This window comes from Paenibacillus sophorae (genome assembly GCF_018966525.1).
GTDB lineage: Bacteria > Bacillota > Bacilli > Paenibacillales > Paenibacillaceae > Paenibacillus_AQ > Paenibacillus_AQ sophorae.
Genome location: NZ_CP076607.1, coordinates 1,089,048 through 1,110,510, shown reverse-complemented (window position 1 = coordinate 1,110,510; position 21,463 = coordinate 1,089,048). Strand labels below are relative to the sequence as shown.

Here is a 21,463-nt window from a genome sequence, read left to right as displayed (position 1 = left end):
TTCTATACCAAGTCTATGATTTTGACAGTCCCGTTCTCTTCCCACATACCCACATCACCCGTTTTATACAAATTCTTGCCGCGAATATTGGAGAATGGATTCTCAATCGCATTTTCCTCCATCCACTCCGCCCAGCTTCCGCAATCCTTATAAATATCTTCACTGGCTACATAAACTTCCCCAGGGATGCCGATGGGCACTGGATGCCGGAATTCATCAAGGATATAGATTTTTGTGCGTCTATCCGGATCGTTTACTCCTTGATAGATTTCGACTTGGTCCTCATATAGCGTCTCAACCTTGGCTTCCCTGGCGAACACTTGAAGAATCGTATTTCTTTCCTGTGCGGATAATATGGATATGTCCTTTACTTCCCGCTGATAATCCGACACAAACTCCACAAGCACATTTTGAAAATGGGAAAATAATCGTCCTATAAAACTTTGATTCCACAAGGTTTGATTAAAATAGACTTCAAACAAGATGGTTCTGTCCCTCGGCGCAATCTCCAGAATAAGATCATAGTTAATGTCCACTGTGCCCTGTACATCGTTTAATTTCAAAGTTCTTTCCGGATTCGTCATATCCTTATCCACAGGATAATTCTGATAAATGAGCAGTGAATGGAACAAGGATTGCCCATAGGGAATTTCACTCATTTCCTGAATTTCCGGCAATAAACTGTATTCGTAATCCTTAATGTCCAGCGTAGTTTCCTGAATCTTTCCCAATAGCCCGGCTAGGGAGTTCCCCGAAGCCAAATTTAATCTTAAAGGCAATGAATTGATGAAGATGCCTACCATTTTCTCCACATCGTCCAACGTATGCGGTCTTCCGGAGACTGTGAATCCATATAAAACGTCTTCCCTGCCTGTATAACGTCCCAGAAGAAGACCCCAAGCAGCTTGCAGTAAAGTATTTAAAGTGAATTGTTCTTTTTTAGTAAATTCCAAGATGCGTGAAGTGATTTCTATATTGATGCTAAAGGCTTGTTTGATCATCTCTCTTTGAGAAAGCGAAGAATCGGCAGTAGGTTTAGGATTGATTCCCGGTAGAGGAGTGGCGTCCTTTATCCCTTCCAAATAGCCTTTCCAAAACGCTTTGGCCTTGACCCTATCCTGAGCCAAATACCACTGAATATACTCTTTATAGTGCGGAGCAAACGGCAGACTAACCCTTTGACCTGTATACAAACAATGATATACGTATAACAATTCGCTTAATAAAATGAACACACTCCATCCGTCCAAGGCAATATGATGGTAACTCCATATCAATTGATGGGAGCCGGTCTGATCCGATACCAGCAGGATTCTAGCCGGCGCTTCATCCTCCAGATTGAAGGGCTGGTCCGTGAATCCGCTAATGATATGCCGCTTCTCGTGCTCCCCGGTGAAGGTTGTGTATTCAACCGGATGGGTCAATCCTTTGCGTACAAGCTGGATCGGTTCATTTCTGCCCTCCCAAAGGTAGGTCGTCCGCAGAATAGGATGCCGGTCCACAACAAAGTCCCATGCTTTTTGCATAACGGTCTGATCCGGTCTACCCTGTAGAGTGACATAGAGTCTCCCATGATAAGAAGACGTCCGGTCTTCAGACAACGCATGATAAAGCATTCCTTGCTGCATTGGAGACAAAGGATACGCATCCTCGGTTAATGGAGAAAGCTTCTTGAGCTCATCTTGATACATTTGGACCAGAGGGAAATCCGATGCGGTAAATTCTCTATGCTTCGCATTCACACAATGATCTGTAACATACACAATCTCTCGTTCAAAAGAAGAGATGAGCTCAGTCATGAAATCATGATGAATAATGGCTCTATTCATGGAGACACGAATTAGCAGCTCATCGTTCCTGACCATGCTGTTAAACTCAATCAAATAGGGCCGTTTGGCTGCAGAGCTGTGAAACATTCCGGTTGATACACTCGCCAGCTCGACGTTTAGTGAAGCACTGCCGCCGTCCATTTGGCCAAGATAATTAAATAAAATTTGCGGTGAATCGTAATCGTCAAACTCCACATCCGTTGTCAAGTATTGAAGAATGCCAAATCCAATCCCTTTGTTTGGAATGCCGCGCAGTGTTTCTTTTATGCCTTTTATTTGCTCGCTGACAGCGTCATTATGCTCTTTCAGCACAACTGGAAAAGAACTTGTAAACCACCCCACCGTTCTTGACACATCCGCATTTCTAATAATATTCTCCCTGCCGTGTCCCTCCAGCATGAACGACAATGCTTCTCTCCCGGTGCTTTTTTGGGCTGCTCTGTAGAGAGCTGTCAGCAATAAATCATTCATCTCCGTGTTGTAAGCCGTATGAGCAGACCTCATCAATTTCTGCGTCCAAGCTTTGTCGATCGTTATTTGAACGGTTACCCCATCCCCCTCAACTCCCGGATCACTGGGTATTTCCGTGGTGAAGGAGCGTATTTCTTTAATTATTTGTTTCCAATAAGGAAGCTCTGCTTGGAGCTCCGCAGACTGGGCATAAAGGTATTGAGCATCGGCCCAATCTTTAAACGATGTTGTCTTAAGCGGCAGGGCAGGTATGCTATTGGTATAAAGCGCGTCCAATACAAGCTTTAGGTCCTCGGTAATAATCCTCCAGGATACCCCGTCAACTATTAAATGATGAGCTGCCAGCAGCAATTGCTGAGTCCCGTCACCACAATTGAACAGCAAAGGAGCAATTAATAATCCTTTCCCGAATTGCAGGGCACCCTGTATACGTGAGGATTCTTTCAGAATGACCGCTGCCTGGGATTCATCTGTCATGTTTATACAATCGATAACGCCGAGCTGAATGTCCTCAACTACGGTCGCGTTGTATTGGGTGATCTTTCCCTCCCGTTTCAGGAAGTTAATTCTTAACGCATCATGATGATTCACAATCATGAGTATTGCTTTCTTGACGATCTCCTCAGGATAGTGGACCGGAAGATGTATCAAGGCGGGCAAATTCCAGAACTGCGGATTAGCAAACTCTTGCCCAAAGAACCACTGTTGAATGGGCGTAAGAATGATTTCTCCTGTCACATCCTCTTGGGGGTACGGATTTGCTACTGCGGTTTTGACGATTTTCCGGGTTAGCTGGGCAATCGTTTTATTTAGATAAACTAACTTAGGCTCAAGCTGATACCCCCGTTTACGCAATCTTGAAATCATCTGAATAACCGCAATGGAATCGCCGCCTAGCTTGAAGAAATCATCTTCTCTTCCCACCCGGTGTACCCCAAGCAAATCTCCCCAGATGCCCGCGAGCATTCTCTCCACCTCGTCAAGAGGCGCGATATAATCTTCCCGCTCATCCATTTGGCTTAAATCTGGTTGAGGCAGTGCTTTTCTGTCAATTTTACCGCTTTGATTGGTGGGCAGGGTTTCCAAAATCATAAAATAATGCGGAATCATATATTCCGGAAGTACATCTTTCAGATAATCCGGCCAATCTATTTTCTCTGTCGTATGGAGAACCATATAAGCGGCCAACCTTTTGACTCCATGATGATCATCCAGGGCAGTTACCACGCAATCTTGTACCCGGTCATGATTCATGATCGCCAATTCTATCTCGATCAGTTCGATTCTGATGCCTCTGATCTTCACCTGATGATCCATACGGCCCAAATACTCAATCTGCCCGTCCGCTGTCCATCTCGCTAAATCACCGGTTCGGTATAATTTGTGTCCGGGATTCAAAGGATGATTTGTAAATTTCATACGGGTTAATTCCTCATTATTGATATATCCTCTTGCCAGACCTGCCCCGCCTATGCATAGTTCGCCAATGACGCCAACCGGCTGCAGCTCATTACAGGAATTCAAAATCAATGCGCCGATATTGCGCATGGGAGCTCCAATCGGAATTGAACCGGGTACGTTGTTCTCCTTCAGGGAATATCTCGTAGCATAGATTGTAGATTCCGTAGGTCCGTAAATATTCTCTAGCCTGACACCGGAAGTAATGCGGAAGAAGTGTTTTGCGATTTCCGCAGATAACGCTTCGCCCGCTGCAAAGACATACTTCAATTGGTTCAGCAGGGGATACTCATGTTCTTCGAGTGTATTCATGAACGCATTAAGCATGGAAGGCACAAAATTGATATGGGTAATACGGTAAGCATCTATAGCTTGTAATATGGAAAGCGGCTCTTTCTCTGCTCCCTGACCGAGAATAACCAGTCTTCCTCCCCCATGGAACCATCCAAATAATTCGGCCACCGAGACATCGAAGGTCACAGGTGTCTTAAATAAATAAGCATCCGTCTCCTCTAAAGGATTTTTCTCTTGAAGATCCAGGATAATATTAACAACGCTTGCATGCTCAATCATTACCCCTTTGGGGTTTCCGGTTGTACCTGATGTATAAATTACATATGCCAGTTGACCGGGACTTGGTTTTACCTCCTGATTGTCCCCATTCCCCGCATATATAGCCGCATCTTCAAGTTCAAAGACCGCTGCATCCGCCTTCACTCTGTCAGCGAATTTCCGCTGGGTCAGAATTTTCTCCGTTCCACTGTCTCCGATCATATAGCGGATGCGCTCCGCAGGAAGCCCGGGATCTATAGGCATATAGGCACAGCCTGATTTTAGGATGGCCAACACTCCAATCACCATCTCAAAAGAACGCTCGGCCATGATTCCGATAATCTCTTCCTTTTCCACCCCCTGCTGCCTTAAAAACAAAGCAAGTTTATTCGATTGCTCGTTCACTTCACGATATGTCATTTGCTTACCCTGATACACCAGTGCACAGCGATCCGGTGCCGCTTTAACCCCTCGCTCAAACAAAGTTATAAGCGTCTCTCCATTCTGGGGCATCTGATCTTCAAGTGGCGTCTGCCACTCCTTAAGAATCTGTGCGCGTTCTGTCTGGGTTACAATCCCAAGAGAATCCAGCGCATGCGAGGGAGCGCACACTGCGGCTTCCAAGATAGTCCTATAGTGGGTCAGCATTCTTTGCATGGTTGATTGAATATACAGATCGGTATTATATTCAAGAATAACTTTCAGTTCCTCATCGACTTCAAATATCTGCATGGATAGATCGAATTTAGAAGTCTCGTTATAATAAATATCCACTTCGATTTCCGTATCCGCGCTGGACATCGGCTTCATAGGGGCATTCTGCAAGACAAACATGGTTTGGAATAAAGGATGCCGGCCTGGATCCCTCTCCACGCTCAAATGATCAAGAAGCTGCTCAAATTGAACGTCCTGATGTTTTTGTGCGTCCAGAACCGTCAACTTGACATGTCTCAGAAACTCGCGAAACGTTCCCCGGCAATCTAACCGTAAAGGCAGGGTATTCGTAAAAAAACCGATAAGCGGCTCTACTTCCACTCGATTCCGGTTAGCGAAAAGTGACCCTAGAATCAATTCCTCCTGGTTGGAATACCGCTTCAGCAGTGCCGCAAATCCTGCCAATAAAATCATATAGAGCGTGGCGCCTTCTTCATGCGCCACTTTCTTCAAATTCTCTACTAAGCCACTGCCTATATTAAGAACTTCCACTTTCCCTTTATAGGTCTGAATATCCGGCCGGGGCTTGTCCGTGGGCAAATCCAGTACCGGGAGCTCACCTTTCAGTTGCTGTTTCCAATAGTCTAGCTGCTGCCGGCATTCTTCACTCTCAGCCCACGCTTCCTGCCAAATGGCATAATCCGCATATTGAATCCTTAACTTATCCGATACCGGCTCCTGTTCATCGAGCATGGAGAAATAGTAACCGGAGAACTCCTTGACAAAAATCCCTACGGACCATCCGTCAGAGACAATATGATGAATGGATACAATGAATGTACATTCGTCTTCTGCTGTTTTTATCAACATAAACCGGCAGACTGGACCTTCAACAAGGTCAAAGGGTTTCATGGATTCCTTTTTTATCAGAGTATCCACTGTTGTTGTCCGTTGCTCCTCCGTTAGAGAAGATAAGTCAATCATTTGGGGCTTGACGGAACAGTAATCATGAATGATTTGGGCAGGCTGGTCATAGATTACATTGAAGGTTGTTCTCAACACTTCATGCTTCCGGACAACTTCTTCAATCGAACGCTCCATATATCCCAGGTGGATGCGACCTTTTAAATGTATGACCACTGTATTATTGTAAAATGGATTATCAGGTTCCAGCTCATACAGAATCCACTGCCGCTTCTGCGCCGAAGACGTTTGAACCTGTCTGCCGTATGTTCCGGGGAGAATAGGCAGACTGCTGCTTGTTTGCTCTTTGTGAAGGCGGTCGTTAAGGATATCTGAAAGCCGCATGAGTTCAGGAAAATTGAACAAATCCTCCAGTTCCAGGCTTACGCCCGCATCGCTGCGCAAAGCTGAAACTAGTTGAGTCGCTTGCAGTGAGTTCCCTCCCAATTCAAAAAAATGATCCTGTATCGTTATTTGGGAAAGGCCCAATATTTTCTCCCAGCGGTTGATCAGTATCTGATCCAGCTCATTTCTGGGTTCACTGTATTTTTGTTCCACTTGTGTGCACAGCTTCGTCAAGGCCCTATGATCGATGTCTCCGTTGCCATCGAGAGGGAGTTGGTCGATCAGTTCCAGCTCAACAGGAAGGTCCATTGTCCCCATAGAAGAGGCGGCTACTTCTTTAAAAACATGGAAGCTTTCTTTAAGCAGGCTTTTATTAACTTTCGTTTGTATATAGATCTTTAATTTATAATTGGTTTTTATTGAAGTCTGGCTCAGTTCTTGAATTTCTTTTTTTGCACCGTTTAATCCGATGAACTGAACCGGCTCCTGACATTTTATGCCTGCCAGGAAGGAGAACAGTCCTTTTCGTTGTTCAATCGGACTATAACCTCTTTTGTTCAACAAATTTTTAATAATCAGTCCGCCACCCATACCCGTTTCATCCCATAAACTCCATGAGAAGCAGTATGCCTGTATATTGGGGAACTGATTTTGATAAACGGCGAAGGTCTCCATAAATTGATTAGCAGAGCAGTATGCGCCGACAGTTATACCAGCATGTATGGTTCTGGCCGAAGAAGACGAAATAAACAGGATATTCTTTTTGTCTTTTATTATCTGATGCAGCACCCATGTGCCGTAAACTTTAGCCGCATACATTTCTTCCAACTGTAGACGGGTTTGATCTTTAATCAAGCACTCCTGAATGATACCGGCAAGGTGAATAACTCCAGTCAGAGACTGATTGCTCATATTCTCAAACTCCGAAATTAAAGCACTCATCTGCTTCTCATTCGTTAAATCAGCAGCCTTATACATGACCGAGCCGCCAAGCGGTTCCAAACTTTTCAAGTGTTCAAAGCCTGCTCTTTTGTTAGATGAATCGCTCCCGGACGATAATGAAGTTCTTCCGACAATTAATAACTTGGCACTGTAATTTTTCAGAAGATGTTCACAAATGACGATACCTATACCACCTAAGCCGCCCGTGACCAGATATAGCCCATTTTTCTTCAACGGCGAATCACAATATGCGGATGCTGTTAAGTCAATCTTCTCAATCACAGGGATCATGCGTTCCTGATTTCGATAGGCTATTACCCGTTGATTATCATGAGTAACTAGTTCTCTATTTATATACATCAGCAGTTGCCCGAATTCACTGCCCAATATATCCACTTGTTTTGGATGAATATAGGGAAACTCATGCGGAATTGTTTTGATTAATCCAGATATTGTTGATTGCTCATAGGCAATCGCTTCATCATCCATAGCTGCCACAGCATGTGAAGTGACCATGAAGAGATTAATTTTATCGTGCTTATATTCATCCAGAGCCTGCGTCAAATAGATAAGGCTGTAGCTGGAGTTTACTTGAGACTCCTTCAATTCATTTACATCCGCGATTTGCTTTATCCCTTCCCCCAAGTTCCACAAATGAACCACATGTTCAATCATTGTCTGGTCTTCCAGAATACACTTGATTAATTTTTGATAATCTTCAGGATGATAAGGATTAATATAATAAAGGGTCGAACCAGCTTTATTAAAGCGCTCTCCTTTGAACACTAACGTTGCCCGTTTTATCTCCAGGGGCAGATCTATATTTGCTTCCGCGAAAACAAGTGTATGTTCTCCCAAATTCGTGTCCTTCGTAAATAACGAAGCTTGTTCGCTGGTTACCCACTTTCTTCTATAGAACCAATCCGGAAGGGTATTTTCATTCTTCAATAGAATATCTACTTGTTTTTTTATTTCTTTGAAATCTCCGTTTTTATATTTTTCAATGAGTTCAGCTCTTTGAATTTTTCCGCTGTTCGTTTTTGGAAATGATTCTTTCTCAAGCGGAATAAATATGCCCGAATGCAGACCGAATTTTCTGCCTACTGTATTTTTCAACTTTTGGATGAGTTTCAACAAATCTGTTTCTGTATTCTCCGTGGGGACGAAAAAGATGGCTAATTGATCTACGTTCTGGTCATTGGGTACCGCACATGCGGCCACAAAGGTAACTTCAATTCCATCAACTTCTTCGATAGCAGCTTCGATATCATAGTTGTAATGATTATTTCCGTTTATAATAATGACATCTTTAACTCTCCCGGTAACTGTAAGTTTCCCGTCGATTAAAAAGCCCAAATCCCCCGTATCAAACCACCCGTCTATAAAGACTTCATTGTTCGCTTCTTCATTCATATAATATCCGTTCATGACACTTGGACTTTTCACTTGTAATCTTCCAATATTGCCTTCGTTTAGAAGGTTGTTCGCAGCATCGACAATTCTTAAAGTCACACCTGGAAGCGGCACTCCGGATTCAGTAAACACTAGATGATTAGGTGAGTCTGCCGAGACATGTCTAATTGCACCGGATAATGAATACTTGTCAATATAATGTATACCTGAAGTTGAATCACGTAATAGAAGCCGGGATTCCACAATTCCGGATGAAGTTTCTGACATTCCGTAAGCAGGGACAATAGCGTTGGCCGGAAGATTGAAAGGTCTTAACAGGTTAAGGAAATGGTGTGCAACCCTTCCAACAACTGCTTCCCCTCCGTTTAATAAATACTTCATGGAGGATAAGTCCCACTTGTAATCCCTGGCTGCCATGACCGCATCATTCAGCATTGAAAAAGCAAAATTCGGCGCCCATGTAATCGTTGCTTTAAAATGATCGATCCAATCCAACCAAATTAACGGATTAGTAAGAACACTATCAATCTGGCCAATAATTTGATTGCAGCCCAAATAAACGTCTCTTACATGGAACATCACAATGCCGCCTACATGATCCAGAGGCATCCAATTCAAAGAGATATCATGATGATCAAACCCGTTATGAACTGAAGTCGCGATTGTTCTCCAAACGAGGGAGCCGTTGCGATGCTGAACACATTTCGGTTTTCCCGTACTTCCCGAGGTTAATAAATTCAGAACAAAACTTTCTTTCTCCGCTTTAAACCATTCATGGTCCGCATGACTTTCTCGAAGGTTCTCATAGCTGGTAATCCAAATTTCTTCCTCACCCCAAAGATTCCGGAGCGCGGTCACTCTGCCTTCAAGATCCCTTTCAGTTAGAATCACAGGCCGGGAAAGCAATAACCATGAATTGAAAAGCTTGTTTACTACTGCATTCATCTCTGTGTATATTGGAGCAATACCTATGAGTGTTGGCAAGAAGCCGCCCAAAATACAGGCCCAAAATGAGATAATTATTTTTTGGTTATCCTTGAATTGAAAAATGACAGGGTCGCCCGGCTTTAATCCCAGTCTTTTGAGCCCCCCCAGAACACACTCCGCTTCATGGAGAAGCTCGGCATAGCTGATAAACACGGCAGAGCCGTCAGTATACACAAATGTAATTCCATTATCTCCGAAATTATCCGCAGCGTCTTTTAGCATCATCTGCAAGGTTGAAGGGTGATCCGGCTTCATTTCAAGAGTCCCTCCGTAAGAAAGCGCCGGCTTCATTTCTCCCTTTACCATGCTTTGCACAGTTGCTGCGTACGGTAAATTATCATCTTGGACATTGTCTTTAGAGCTGTGGCTTAAGTCTTCCTTGGCAAAAATATCGTCCAGATGCAGCGGCGGTATCGAAATTTCATTCTCCACAATAACGATTCCCGACTTCTCTACTATGGGAAGATCATTCATTGCGCAATCAAGATCATTAATTACCTCTTGAATTTTTTTATCAATAAAGTCGCCCATTACTGCACCTCATTTATAAGTTTTTAATGAATTTTCAAGCGGTGTTGGATAAGATCGATCACCTTGTCTAAATTTTGCTCAACAAAAAAATGGCTCCCCTCAAAATTCACAACATCGCATGTACACTTTGTGTACTTCTCCCAAGCCTGGACACCTGCTTTTGTTATATAATCTTGGCTGCCATTTAAAATGGTGATGGAACAATTTAATTTTTCACGATCTGGTTTATACTGATAGTTCTCGACAATGAAGAAATCCGCTCTAATAATCGGCATAAACAGTTCAATTAATTCACTGTTGTTGAGAAACTCTTCGGTAAGACCGTTGTATTTTTTCAATTCTTCCAAAAATTGATTATCGGGCAGATGATTAATATGTCCTTTTGAACTTCCAAACAAATTAGTATGGGGAGCTTCTCTTCCTGAGAAAAATATGTGAATAGGCAGATGTTTCTGATTCTCTTTTAATTTCAGATACAATTCATAAGCTATTAACGCCCCCATGCTATGACCAAATATAGCGTACGGTTCCCTATCATCCAATCTTTTAATCATGCACTCGTAAAGATCATCAACCGCATCCTGGAAGCTCGAGTATAACGGTTCACCGAATCTTGCTCCCCGCCCCGAAAGCTCCAATGGAATTAGCTTGATTTCCTTGCTGAGATAGCTTCTCCACCTGGAATAATAGGTAGCGGAGCCCCCGGCATAAGGAATACAGAATAATTTCATTCGCAATCTCCTCATATATTAGGAATGGAATTTGAAATTTTTTATATCGAAAGATCTTTTCTCTTAAATAAGTAGGAACCGCTTACGAATAGAATCACAGCGGCGATACATAAAGTAATGCTTATGCCTGTAACGTTATAATTGCCTTGAGATATGCTCTCTGGCTGATACAAAGAAAAAATTGTAAAATATTTCAACCCATTTAATCCGTCCGATAACTTACTGGCCAAACTCAGGGCATAAAACAGAACGGTTAACCCGAAGCTTACTCCCATCACCGTCTTCTCCTCATTAAATAAACAGGAGAACAAGAAAGAATAGGCTCCGATAACTAGGAAAATCAGCATAACGATGAGATTTATTTCTGTAAAAACTCTGAGATCAAAAGTGTTAATATCCGCGAAAGAAAGAACCCCAAGATAGCCTCCGATATATGTGAACAAACTTACAGTAACCAGTCCTGTAATCAATACCAGCGCTTGTGTATTAATGACTTGTATACGATTTACCGGAGTTGATAATAAATAAGCCATTGAGCCTCGATCGACAAATCTGCTGACAAGTTGAACAGCTGTTAATATGGTATAGGCCATCAGAATATATAAATAGAGAGAATTATAAAAATTCATTGCCATATAATCTACGGCGTTATTCAGATTTCCTTGTATTCCAAAAGCCACCATTACACTCTCGGGCAACCCTTTAATAACATCATTAAATTGCTGGGACTTTGCTAACATTGGAAAAGTCATAACCAACAGATACAAACACAAAAAGACACTCGACGCATAGGTTATGAGCAGCTTGCTGTGTCCCTTCATCATTGCTTTATATAAAGAATAATTCATGAATGTTCCTCCTCGTTGTAATAATACTTCATAAAAATATCCTCTAACCTTTGATGCGGAACATCGAATGTTTTGATCTTATATTGGCTTAGTTGGCCAAAGATTTCGTTGATCTCTCTATCGACAGCAATAATCGCTTTATTGCCCGCGTAACTTTTAACAGTAAGATTAGAATTCACAATCCGGTTTACATCCTCCTGATTATAAAACTCAATTTCATAACTATCCTTTGTCATTTCTCCTCTTAGCGAATGCACATCCTGAATTTTAATGATTCTCCCTTTACGTATAATGGCTATAACATCCGCCGTATCTTCCAATTCACTGAAAATGTGTGAAGAGATCAGTATGGTTTTGCCTTTATTCTTTTCTTCATGAAGCAAATTCACAAACTCCTTTTGCATCAAAGGATCAAGGCCCGAACTTGGTTCATCTAGAATGATGACATCCGGATCATGCATAAAAGCACTAATAATCGCGAGCTTTTGTTTCATCCCTTTCGACATTTTCTTGACCGGAACTCTAATGTCCAAATCAAACCTTTCAATTAACTCCTCACGTTTATGAGAGGAGCTTAATTTCCTCATGCCTGACATTAAATTCAAAAAGTCAATCGCGCTCATACCTTCTATAAAAGCAATCTCACCTGGCAAATAGCCCAATGTGCTATGTATTTTGTCCGCTTCACTCCAGCAATCAAACCCGTTTATTTTTGCTTGGCCCTTCTGTGGTTTGATATATCCCAATAAATGTCGGATGGTTGTCGATTTACCTGCTCCATTAGGTCCGAGATATCCAAATATTTGCCCTTTTTCTACTTGAATACTCACATCGAACAATCCTTTTTGGTTCGAAAATTCTTTTGTTAAATGATCAATTGCAATCACTTTTTCCCCTCCCCGATTTCGTTGCCAACGAGTTGTTTACGGCATGAAAATAGTTTCAAATCCCCTCATTGCCACTGTACTCCAAAAATAAATAAAAAGGTATATTTTGTATGTTAAATGCAAAAAAAGGTATGCGAACTACATTTTCTGTGAGCTTTATCCGGTTATCACAAAGGATGGATATTTCAGGGAAATATAAGCTATAATTGAAGTGGACTGGTTAGATGAAAGGGGAGAAATGCAATGCTTCGTGTGGCTGTTTGTGACGACGAAACACAAATGCATAAAGAATTGCAGCAATTCTTTTCAAAGCTTACAGCCAATACATTATATAAGTTTGATGTTCATTACTTCTCCTCGGGCGAGGAGCTGCTTCTCTATTATCAAGACCAAGGACGTAATGCTTTTCACATACTCGTCCTCGACGTGGAGATGAACGGTATAAATGGGATTGATACTGCCAAGAAAGTTCGTTCGCTTCCCGACAGAGATGTGCAAATCATTTTTTTGACCAGTTACCCGGAGTATATGATGAACAGCTTTGATGTTCAGACATTCCAGTATTTACTTAAACCTTTGTCTTATCTCTTGTTTGAGACAAAGATGGTGAAACTTTGCAATTATATTTTTTCTTCCGTTAACAAATTTTTGACTATTAGAACGGAAAAGGAGCAGATTGTTCTAAGAATTTCCGATATTGTATCCATTGTCAAAGTAAAGCATTCTCTGATCCAGAACAAACTTAAAGTGACTACGGTTCAGCAACAATATATAATTTCAGGCACCCTTTTAGAATACTTAAACAGGTTGGATAATTCTTTTTTGTTGATCCATCGGTCGGTTATCATTAATTTACAGCACGTCCGCAAGTTCACCGCAATTTCTGTTGCCATGTCAAATCTAGAGGAGCTCCCCATTGGTCGTACCCAGGCAAAAGCCATTAAAAATGCCTATGCCCGTTATATGACAGGAAGATTTCAGGAATGAGGTATCCCCTTTGTTCAACGTATTATTCATTGGAACAACTCTAATGCACCTTATCTTGTTAAATCGTTATTTTTCCGCTTTATTTAATTCTCCAAACAAGAACAATTATGTCATTCTCGCTACCTATACTGTGTCAGGAGGAATCATATATGCATCATCTATTTCCTTCTTCCCTGTGATTCCCACCACTATTATATCTTTCTTGAGTGCTTTTCTAACCGCACTTCTTTATCAGATCAGATTTGAATCCAAGTTGATCTTTTCCATGCTTTATCTTGTCTTGGGGTTTATTTCAGAATCTCTTTCCTATTCATTCATTTCAGAGCTTCAGGGTATGTTCGGAGCGGATAACTTCTCCAAGCCAGAGAACCGATTATTAACATTGCTGTTCTCCACACTTATGATGCTCCTTTTCATTGTGCTCATCCGATCCATCAAACGGGGTTATGAATTGAGAATAAGCAAGTTGTATTATCTCGTCATGGCCTTAATCATTTTATTCAGCCTGATTGTATTAAATACACTTTTTTTCTATTGCCAGAAAAATTCATTTTACATCATGTCTGTTATTAGTATTCTTTGCATCAACATCTTTATCATTTTTTTGTTCGATAGTTTAAATGAACAGCTCCGATTAAAAGGGGAGTGCCTTCACTTACAAAGACAGATGGACTATCACGATGATTGTTACGAAAAAACCATGCAGTCTTTTAAGAGTATCAGAAGGATTGTTCATGATACGAACAAGCAATTATTGTACATTCGCGCCTGCATTCAAGAGCGTCAACCGGAAGAGGCTATCCGACATATTAATCAATCTCTCGATCAGATAAATGCCTCTTATAGAAACATAACTACCGGCAATCTGGTTATTGACGCTTTAGTCAGTAATGCTCTTCATGTTGCTAAGGAAAACAGCATTGTGATGAAATATAATATAACTGCTGTCACCTCAGATATTAAAATTGATCGCTATGATCTATGTATCGTAATTGGTAATGTCTTAGATAATGCTATTGAAGCAGCCCGGCTGGTCCCTAAGGTTGAGGATAAGTTCATCCACCTGCGAGTACAATCTAGCAGCCAGGCTCTAGTTATTCATGTTATCAACTCTCGGCAAGAATCCACTGATCAGCGGTTACGAGTCTTGAAAGCCGATCCTGATTTGCACGGATACGGTCTTATCAATATTCAAAAAATAGCAGAGAAGTATGGAGGACATGTAAAAAAAACGAGCACTTCCGGACAATTTGAAATTATTGTTGTGCTTCCTTTTCCAGACTAGCCGCGCCTCCCTCCGGAAGCTGCTCGCGATGTGACGCCACGCCTTCGGCTTCCAACCTGCTTGATTTCCAGACGCTCCATCCGCCTTCTTGACCAATGACAACACTCCTCATCAAAAATGCTAGGCATTCCCGCCCGGGAACAAAAAAGTGCCCACTTACATTAACTCAGTCCTTGTATTATCGTAACGTTATAGCCGCATTTTATAACTAACATACATTCCATGTACAAGGAGTTGGGTGTTGTGAAAATAAACAAGCGGGGAGTCGGTATCATTGGTGCGAATATGAACGGTTCCTGGGGAGGGGTTGCCCACCTTCCGGCATTGCTCGCGCTTCCTGAATTTCAGGCCGCCGCCGTCTGCACAACCCGCCAAGGCAGCGCTGATGAAACAGCGAAGCGTTTTGGCGTACCCTATGCTTTTACCGATCCGTATGAGCTTGCGATCCATCCGGATGTCGATCTGGTTACCATCGCGGTTAAAGTCCCGGAGCATGAAAAGCTGGTACAAACCGCTCTGGACGCCGGAAAATCCGTCTTTTGCGAGTTTCCGCTCGGGCGAACGTCCACTGAGGCGGCTCACTTGCTCCATGCATCCGAAGAAAAGGGAGTTCGTCACTTTACCGGACTGCAGTCCCGGGCCAACCCGGCTGTCCGCTACCTGAAAGACTTGATAGCCGAGGGATATATCGGGGAAGTCCGGGCCGTACACTGCAGCTACGCGCTGCCCCTGTTCCCTACGCGGTCAAAGCAGATCCCTCAATCCCGGGTCTATTTACTGGACAAGACAAACGGAGCGAACCATCTAACCATAGCCGCCGGGCATTTGCTCGATGGGATGACGTATCTGTTCGGACCCTTCTCGGAAGTGTCGGCCATTCTTGAGACGCAAGCGGACCGGATACCCATTATGGAAACAGGGGAAATCGTTCAATCCACTTCGCCCGACCATGTGATCATTACCGGAAAATTGGCGGGCGGCGCGATAATGAATACCCATATCCGTAATACCCACACAGGAAATTTTTTCATTGAAATAAACGGGACAGAAGGCGATTTGGTCCTGCAATCAAACGAGAACTTCATGTTTCAAATCGACTCTTTCACGCTGAAGGGAGCGCATCCGGGCAACAAAGCCTTCGGCGAACTGCCCATTCCGCCGCAGTATACTTTGCAGCCTTCGGGCCTGACAGCCGGTCCGGCGTTTAATCTGGCCGGGCTGTACAGGCAGATTTATAGCGATCTGGAGGGGAACACCCGCCTGGCCCCCGATTTCCATACTGCACTGGCCGCCCACACATTGATCGACGCGGTACAAAAAGCCGCCGATACCGGAACAAGGCAAACAACGGAACCCTCAGACTGAACCATGCAGCTGCAAAATGTCTCAAACCCAAAAACGAATCCATTCCGCCTAAAGCAGAGGATGGATTCGTTTGCTGATACTGCACTCATTTTCTTTTCAGGGCGTAGCCGGAAATAGCGGCTTCTACACCGGAAGCGGCTTACAAGCTCCTGCATCCCTTCCGCCATATCGGTTACAGCATGGAAGGAGGAAGACATCTCTTCCATCGAAGCCAGCTGCTGCTCGGCTGCGGCGGAGACGTCCTGAGTTCCGGATGCGGTGGTTTGCGCTACGTCGGAGATGCCTTGAATCGATTGCACGACATACCCTGTACCGGCTGAGATTTGCTGGGTTGCCGCCGATACTTCCTGAACCTGGCTCTTCACCTCATCGACATAATGTTCAATCTCGCTGAACAAACTGCCCGCCGTATGGACAAGCTCCATCCCAAGCTCCACTTCCTTCGTGGCCTCCTGCATGGAATACGCCGCATTGCCGATATCGGAGCGAATCGTCTGAATGAGGCCGGCGATCTGTTCGGCTGATTGGGAGGACTGCTCTGCAAGATTTTTTACCTCCTCGGCGACTACCGAGAAGCCCCGTCCGTGCTCTCCCGCCCTGGCTGCTTCAATGGCGGCGTTAAGCGACAATAAGTGGGTCTGCTGCGACAATTGCGTAATGACCTCATTCATTTGTCCAACTTCCTGAGAAATGGATGACAGCCGGACAATTACCTTTCCTACTCTGTCAACAGAGCCGCTGATGGATTTCATCTGTTCTGATACAGTCCGGACCGCCTCTCCCCCTTTGGACGATTTGTCGGAGGCTGTGGTAGTCGTCTCCGCAACCGATAATGCACGTTCGGAGATTTGCTGTATTTGTGAAGCGACCTCATGAATGGTATGTACGCTTTCTTCCACCCTAAGCACCTGAAGACCGGCGCCGTCGGCGATTTTCTCCGTAATCCCCGCGATATGCCCGGACGCTTTGGATGTTTGCTTGGCGCTGAGGGACAGCTGCCCGGCAGAGGCCGCCAATTGACTGGAAGACTGGCTGATTTCGGTTAGAACGGACTTGAACGATTCGGCAATATGATTAAAGCTGTCGGCTACAACCCTTAGCTCGTCTTTCGTGTCAACGTGAAACCGGGCGGATAGATCCCCGTCGGCCATCCGGGAGGCCGTCTGCTTGATCTCGGTCACTACACGGGTAATCGAGCGGTAAAGTGCCGTGAACAAATACAGAGAGAGCAGAATCGCCCCTCCTCCGATCAGTTGAGTCCAGAAGGCCTGCCGGTTGCCATCCTGAACCTGCCGTTCCAATCTGTCGTTGACCCAGTCGATTCGTCCATTCCACTGCGCAAAAGAACGGTCCAGCGCGTTCTCCGACAGCTGCAGCCATTCCTCCTGATTCATCGCTACCTTCAGCGGCATCAATACCCCGGATTCCACTTTTTCAAGCGCAAGCTCGACACTCTCCTGCGTTTCCGCATCCGCCGCTCTCACCTTCTTGAGTGCAGGGTCTTCCTGCTCGGTAGAGCCCGCAGACGGCGCATAAATACTCCTCCACCCACTCTGCACAGAATCCCAGTCCGCGGCTATCGTGTTCTTGACAACATCGTCGATCGTGGTCTGCGTTACCGCAGTCAGCGTGTCGGTTTGAAACAGTCCGAGCTGAAGCAGGAACGAAGGGAACTTACGAAGAGTTTCCTCTTTTATCAGGAACAGCCCCGGATCGTTCTCCAGCAAAAGTTCCGACTTTAACGCCAGAAGGTCTATCAGATCCACTGTCTGAGTCAACAGCTTCATATGTACGTCGAGGCTTTCCAGGCGTCTTAAGTCCGGCCCTTGTGTTTTAACATTATTCCACTGGTCTTTATAGGCGTTCCATTTCTCATGCAGTGAAGCATCGTTAGGGAATGCGGCCTGATTGGCCTCAAGAGAGTTTATGGTTTGGTCGATCTCGGCTTCGACTGTCTTTAGCTCTCCGGTATCCGGTATCCCTGCATAGGTCCCTGCCTGCAAAATGGAATGCCGCTCCAACAGCCGCAAAAGTCCGCCCGATATCTGAACAGCCTTCAGCCCGTCAATCTGGCCCCTAACGACCGCGACCGAGCTTCGTGATTCGACTGCCGATTGTCCGGCCAATACAAGCACGGGAACCAGCACCGCTATCCCGATTAGAGTAAACTTTCCGAGAAAGGATAGCCTATTCAACAAAGCGATTCCCGGCTGCAGTCCAAAAAATCTCCATGTACTTCTCGCTTTAAGCGCTCTAACCAATGAACTCATGACCTTTACCCCTTTTCAATCTTTAAAAGTATACTATTCCTACTAAATTACTATGAAATCTAGCATGATTATTTTCCTATGTCAATGAAGATTCCCACGGAACGATTCAGGCTGAAAGAGAAAAAGCAGCCTGTCCTCGGCCTGAGGATAGACTGCTTTTTTCGTACTACATGATCCTTTTTTCAGCTGTAGGTCTTTCATCCCGGAATTCGTCTATCCAAAGCGGCTAGTCCCGCGCCTTGCGGCCAGCTTTCAGCTCCGTCTCTTCCGCGAACTCACCCAGCGCATTGTCCAGCCGCAGCTGCAGCTCTTCGGCAATCTCCACCGCTCCGGCATCATTACGCACAACCTGGGAGTCCACCGCGTACACGCCGCCGAGGATGTAGCGCGCGCCCAGCACGGACAATACCGGTTTCAGCGCATAATCAATCGTGAGCAGATGCGCAAGGCTGCCGCCCATAAAGAGCGGAAGCACGATTTTTCCGGCAAGCCCTTTTTGGGGAATCAGATCCAGAAACGTCTTGAGAACCCCCGTATAGGAAGCTTTGTATACCGGACTTACAATGATCAGAGCGTCCGCTTCCGCCACGAGGCCGTTCGCTTTGACAATCGCTTCACTCTCGAACTTCGTATGAATCAGATCTTCCGGCGGCAGCTCCGCCACATTGATCCGCTCGACCTCAAATCCTTTGCCGCCAAGCGCATTCTCTGCATACTCGATCACCGCATTGATGCGCGATACGAGCGACGGCGTTCCATTAATCACTACAATCTTAGCCACTTTCCACCTCTTCTGTCGGTCAGGGAGCAAGGGCCCCGCAAACCCGACAATAACTTAAATTTAAATTATCGTAACAAAGGGACACTGCCCATGTCAACGCGGACGAGCTCTAAAGCATGGAACGAGCCTGCAAATAATGAGATCTTGGCGAGAGGCTCCTTTAAGCATCAAATACCGCACAGATGTTCGAACGCGGCAAACTCTCTTCTAGAACAGTACTCCGCAAGAAAGAAGAGGTTACGGCCGCAGCCGTAGCGGCGGGCAAACTGCCCACGTAATCCGAACTTCAATGGGCGCGAGTAAGCAGGATAGGGCAGAAAACCTGAAATAGTGCATCTTTTTTTCCATTTGAAGCAGCCACGGGGTAACGCGCCTGTAACTGCTCCTAGGCCCCCTAAACAAACTGGAGTCCTCCCACCCAATAATTTAAACTGGAGATAAGGGAGAGATGACGAGAATGGGAAAGAGGCTGAAAGAGGAAGCACGGCTTAAAATTGTGAAGGAAGCGTTGGCTGGAGTTAAGGTGGGGGTATTATCCCGTATGTATGACATCCATCCCGAAACCATACGTGGTTGGATCAGGGATCATCGTGACTCGATTCCACCAGAAGATATTCCGGTTGCAGATGAGCATCTGCAAGAACTTCAGCGACTGCAGGATGTGGAACAACGCTACGAAAAAGCCATGAAGGTGCTTGGAGAAAAAGAACTGGAGCTTGAGATTCTCCGTGAACTGCTAAAAAAGAACCCCCCCGCTTATCCGAAAAATTCGAAGTAGCAGACCTATTTATTAAGCGGGGTGAACCGGTGGCATGGGTTCTGCGCATCCTTGGATTATCCGAATCGACGTACTACGATCGCAAAAAACGGGGGGTCTGTCCGGCAACAACACGTCAGGCAGAAAGCCAGCTGGGCCGTCCGGTACCGGGCCACTCCTTCACGGTTACGGGAGAGAGAGTCTGTGATGAACAAATCAAGGAGTGGCTGCTTGAGCTCCTCGAAGGCGAAGAGCATGTCTATGGCTACAAACTTCTTGCGCAATGTATTCGTAACCGGTACAACGTAAAGCTGAATAAGAAGAAAGCGTATCGCTTGTGTAAGGAGCTAGGGATTCTTCAGCAATCCCGTAAGCGCTCCCTTCACATCCACGCCGGCTCCCTAAAAACCGGGTTGTCACCGGGTCCAACCAGTTGTGGCAAATGGACATTAAGTACGGCTATATCATCGGCCAGGAACGTTTCTTTTTTGTACTTAGCATCATTGATGTGTTTGACCGTGTCGTGGTCCAGCAGTACAGAGGACCCGTATGTGAGGCCAAGCATGCGGTCCAAACCCTATGGCGGGCGCTACAGAGTCGTCTCCAATCCGAAGAAGTCATGCCCGTGATTCGAACAGACAACGGGCCGCAATTCGTCAGCAAGTTATTTGGAGATACCTGTGAGAGCCTGGATATGATTCACGAACGCATCCCGCCGCGGACACCGAATATGAATGCATACATTGAATCATTTCATAGCTTATTGGAACGCGATCTGTTCAGCAAAAAAGAGTTCAGGACCTTCGAGGAAGCCTACGAGGCCCTTGATCAATACATGGACTTCTACAACAACCGCAAGATGCATGGCAGCTTAAAATTAATGCCTCCTGCGCAGTTTTCAGAATGGGTCAAAACGCTGGAGGACTCATCGAAATTTCATAAAGCCATGTAAGAGCTCGAAATAAAGAGTTATTGTACGAACGAATCTTAATTGTAGGGGATGACTCCGGATTAAAGGGGCCTAGCCGACTGTGCATTTTTGGGGGCTTGTTCAACCTCAAATTCATTCCGCACAGTTGAAATCCCTGCACAATCACAGGAACTTCCTGATAACCGACGCTTTCGATGAAAAAAACTGCACTTGAGCTGTTTTGCCAGCCAGACGGACGGTCCCAAACAAACATGCCCTGACGCGTCAGGTTGAACAAGGGAATCTGTATTTGTCAAGCCTCACTTTAGTGTTGAACCCAAACTTCTGTGTGGATAATCCTGACGGATGAGAAAGAATTAGGACCCGCCAATACTACGCTCTGCCAACTTCCGCTCTGTTGCCTTGCCATTAACACCTTCCTGCGCTATACTAAACGGCAACATCACATCCCGATCAGGCCAACGACCGGCATCCAA

10 protein-coding genes and 2 pseudogenes are annotated in these 21,463 nt (G+C 44.9%); 6 read left to right on the top strand and 6 right to left on the bottom strand.

What is annotated here, in order from left to right; genetic code table 11:
- Nucleotides 1–2: 2 nt before the first annotated feature.
- From KP014_RS05310 to KP014_RS05295, 4 genes are read right to left on the bottom strand one after another with little or no spacing between them, the layout of a single operon-like run.
- On the bottom strand, nt 3–10,145 hold the full coding sequence (locus KP014_RS05310) for a non-ribosomal peptide synthetase (protein WP_051499260.1): 10,143 nt from the start codon (nt 10,143–10,145) through the stop codon (nt 3–5).
- A gap of 23 nt (nt 10,146–10,168) precedes the next feature.
- A complete protein-coding gene (locus tag KP014_RS05305) occupies nt 10,169–10,876 on the bottom strand; it encodes a thioesterase II family protein (protein WP_036587742.1) in 708 nt (235 codons plus the stop codon).
- Nucleotides 10,877–10,917: 41 nt separating this feature from the next.
- Nucleotides 10,918–11,724 (bottom strand): ABC transporter permease subunit, encoded by an 807-nt coding sequence (locus tag KP014_RS05300; RefSeq protein ID WP_036587739.1) that lies wholly within the window; start codon nt 11,722–11,724, stop codon nt 10,918–10,920.
- Nucleotides 11,721–12,611 carry an ABC transporter ATP-binding protein gene (locus KP014_RS05295; protein WP_036587737.1) on the bottom strand — a complete coding sequence of 297 codons (891 nt, stop codon included), beginning with the start codon at nt 12,609–12,611 and terminating at the stop codon, nt 11,721–11,723. The genes KP014_RS05300 and KP014_RS05295 overlap by 4 nt, the downstream gene beginning before the upstream one ends.
- Nucleotides 12,612–12,854: 243 nt before the next feature.
- Between KP014_RS05295 and KP014_RS05290 the strand changes: the two genes are divergently transcribed.
- From KP014_RS05290 to KP014_RS28620, 3 genes are all read left to right on the top strand, one after another.
- On the top strand, nt 12,855–13,598 hold the full coding sequence (locus KP014_RS05290; RefSeq protein ID WP_036587735.1) for a LytR/AlgR family response regulator transcription factor: 744 nt from the start codon (nt 12,855–12,857) through the stop codon (nt 13,596–13,598).
- A 10-nt stretch (nt 13,599–13,608) separates the two neighbouring features.
- A complete protein-coding gene (locus KP014_RS05285; RefSeq protein WP_090834261.1) occupies nt 13,609–14,883 on the top strand; it encodes a sensor histidine kinase in 1,275 nt (424 codons plus the stop codon).
- A 243-nt stretch (nt 14,884–15,126) separates the two neighbouring features.
- Nucleotides 15,127–16,248, top strand: a complete 1,122-nt coding sequence (locus tag KP014_RS28620) for a Gfo/Idh/MocA family protein (RefSeq protein WP_051499258.1) — start codon at nt 15,127–15,129, stop codon at nt 16,246–16,248.
- Nucleotides 16,249–16,529: 281 nt separating this feature from the next.
- Here KP014_RS28620 and KP014_RS28615 read toward each other — a convergent pair.
- Nucleotides 16,530–17,642: pseudogene (locus KP014_RS28615) on the bottom strand (methyl-accepting chemotaxis protein); the annotation flags it as partial.
- Nucleotides 17,643–18,744: 1,102 nt separating this feature from the next.
- A complete protein-coding gene (gene ssuE / locus KP014_RS05275) occupies nt 18,745–19,299 on the bottom strand; it encodes an NADPH-dependent FMN reductase (protein WP_036587729.1) in 555 nt (184 codons plus the stop codon).
- A 457-nt stretch (nt 19,300–19,756) separates the two neighbouring features.
- Between ssuE and KP014_RS05270 the strand changes: the two genes are divergently transcribed.
- From KP014_RS05270 to KP014_RS28610, 3 genes and pseudogenes are all read left to right on the top strand, one after another.
- The gene (locus KP014_RS05270; RefSeq protein ID WP_175491868.1) at nt 19,757–20,077 is read left to right on the top strand and encodes a helix-turn-helix domain-containing protein; all 321 of its coding nucleotides are present in this window, start codon (nt 19,757–19,759) and stop codon (nt 20,075–20,077) included.
- A 29-nt stretch (nt 20,078–20,106) separates the two neighbouring features.
- Nucleotides 20,107–20,421: pseudogene (locus KP014_RS29325) on the top strand (IS3 family transposase); the annotation flags it as partial.
- Between the two features lie 68 nt (nt 20,422–20,489).
- The gene (locus KP014_RS28610) at nt 20,490–21,008 is read left to right on the top strand and encodes an integrase core domain-containing protein (protein WP_343223050.1); all 519 of its coding nucleotides are present in this window, start codon (nt 20,490–20,492) and stop codon (nt 21,006–21,008) included.
- Nucleotides 21,009–21,463 lie beyond the last annotated feature (455 nt).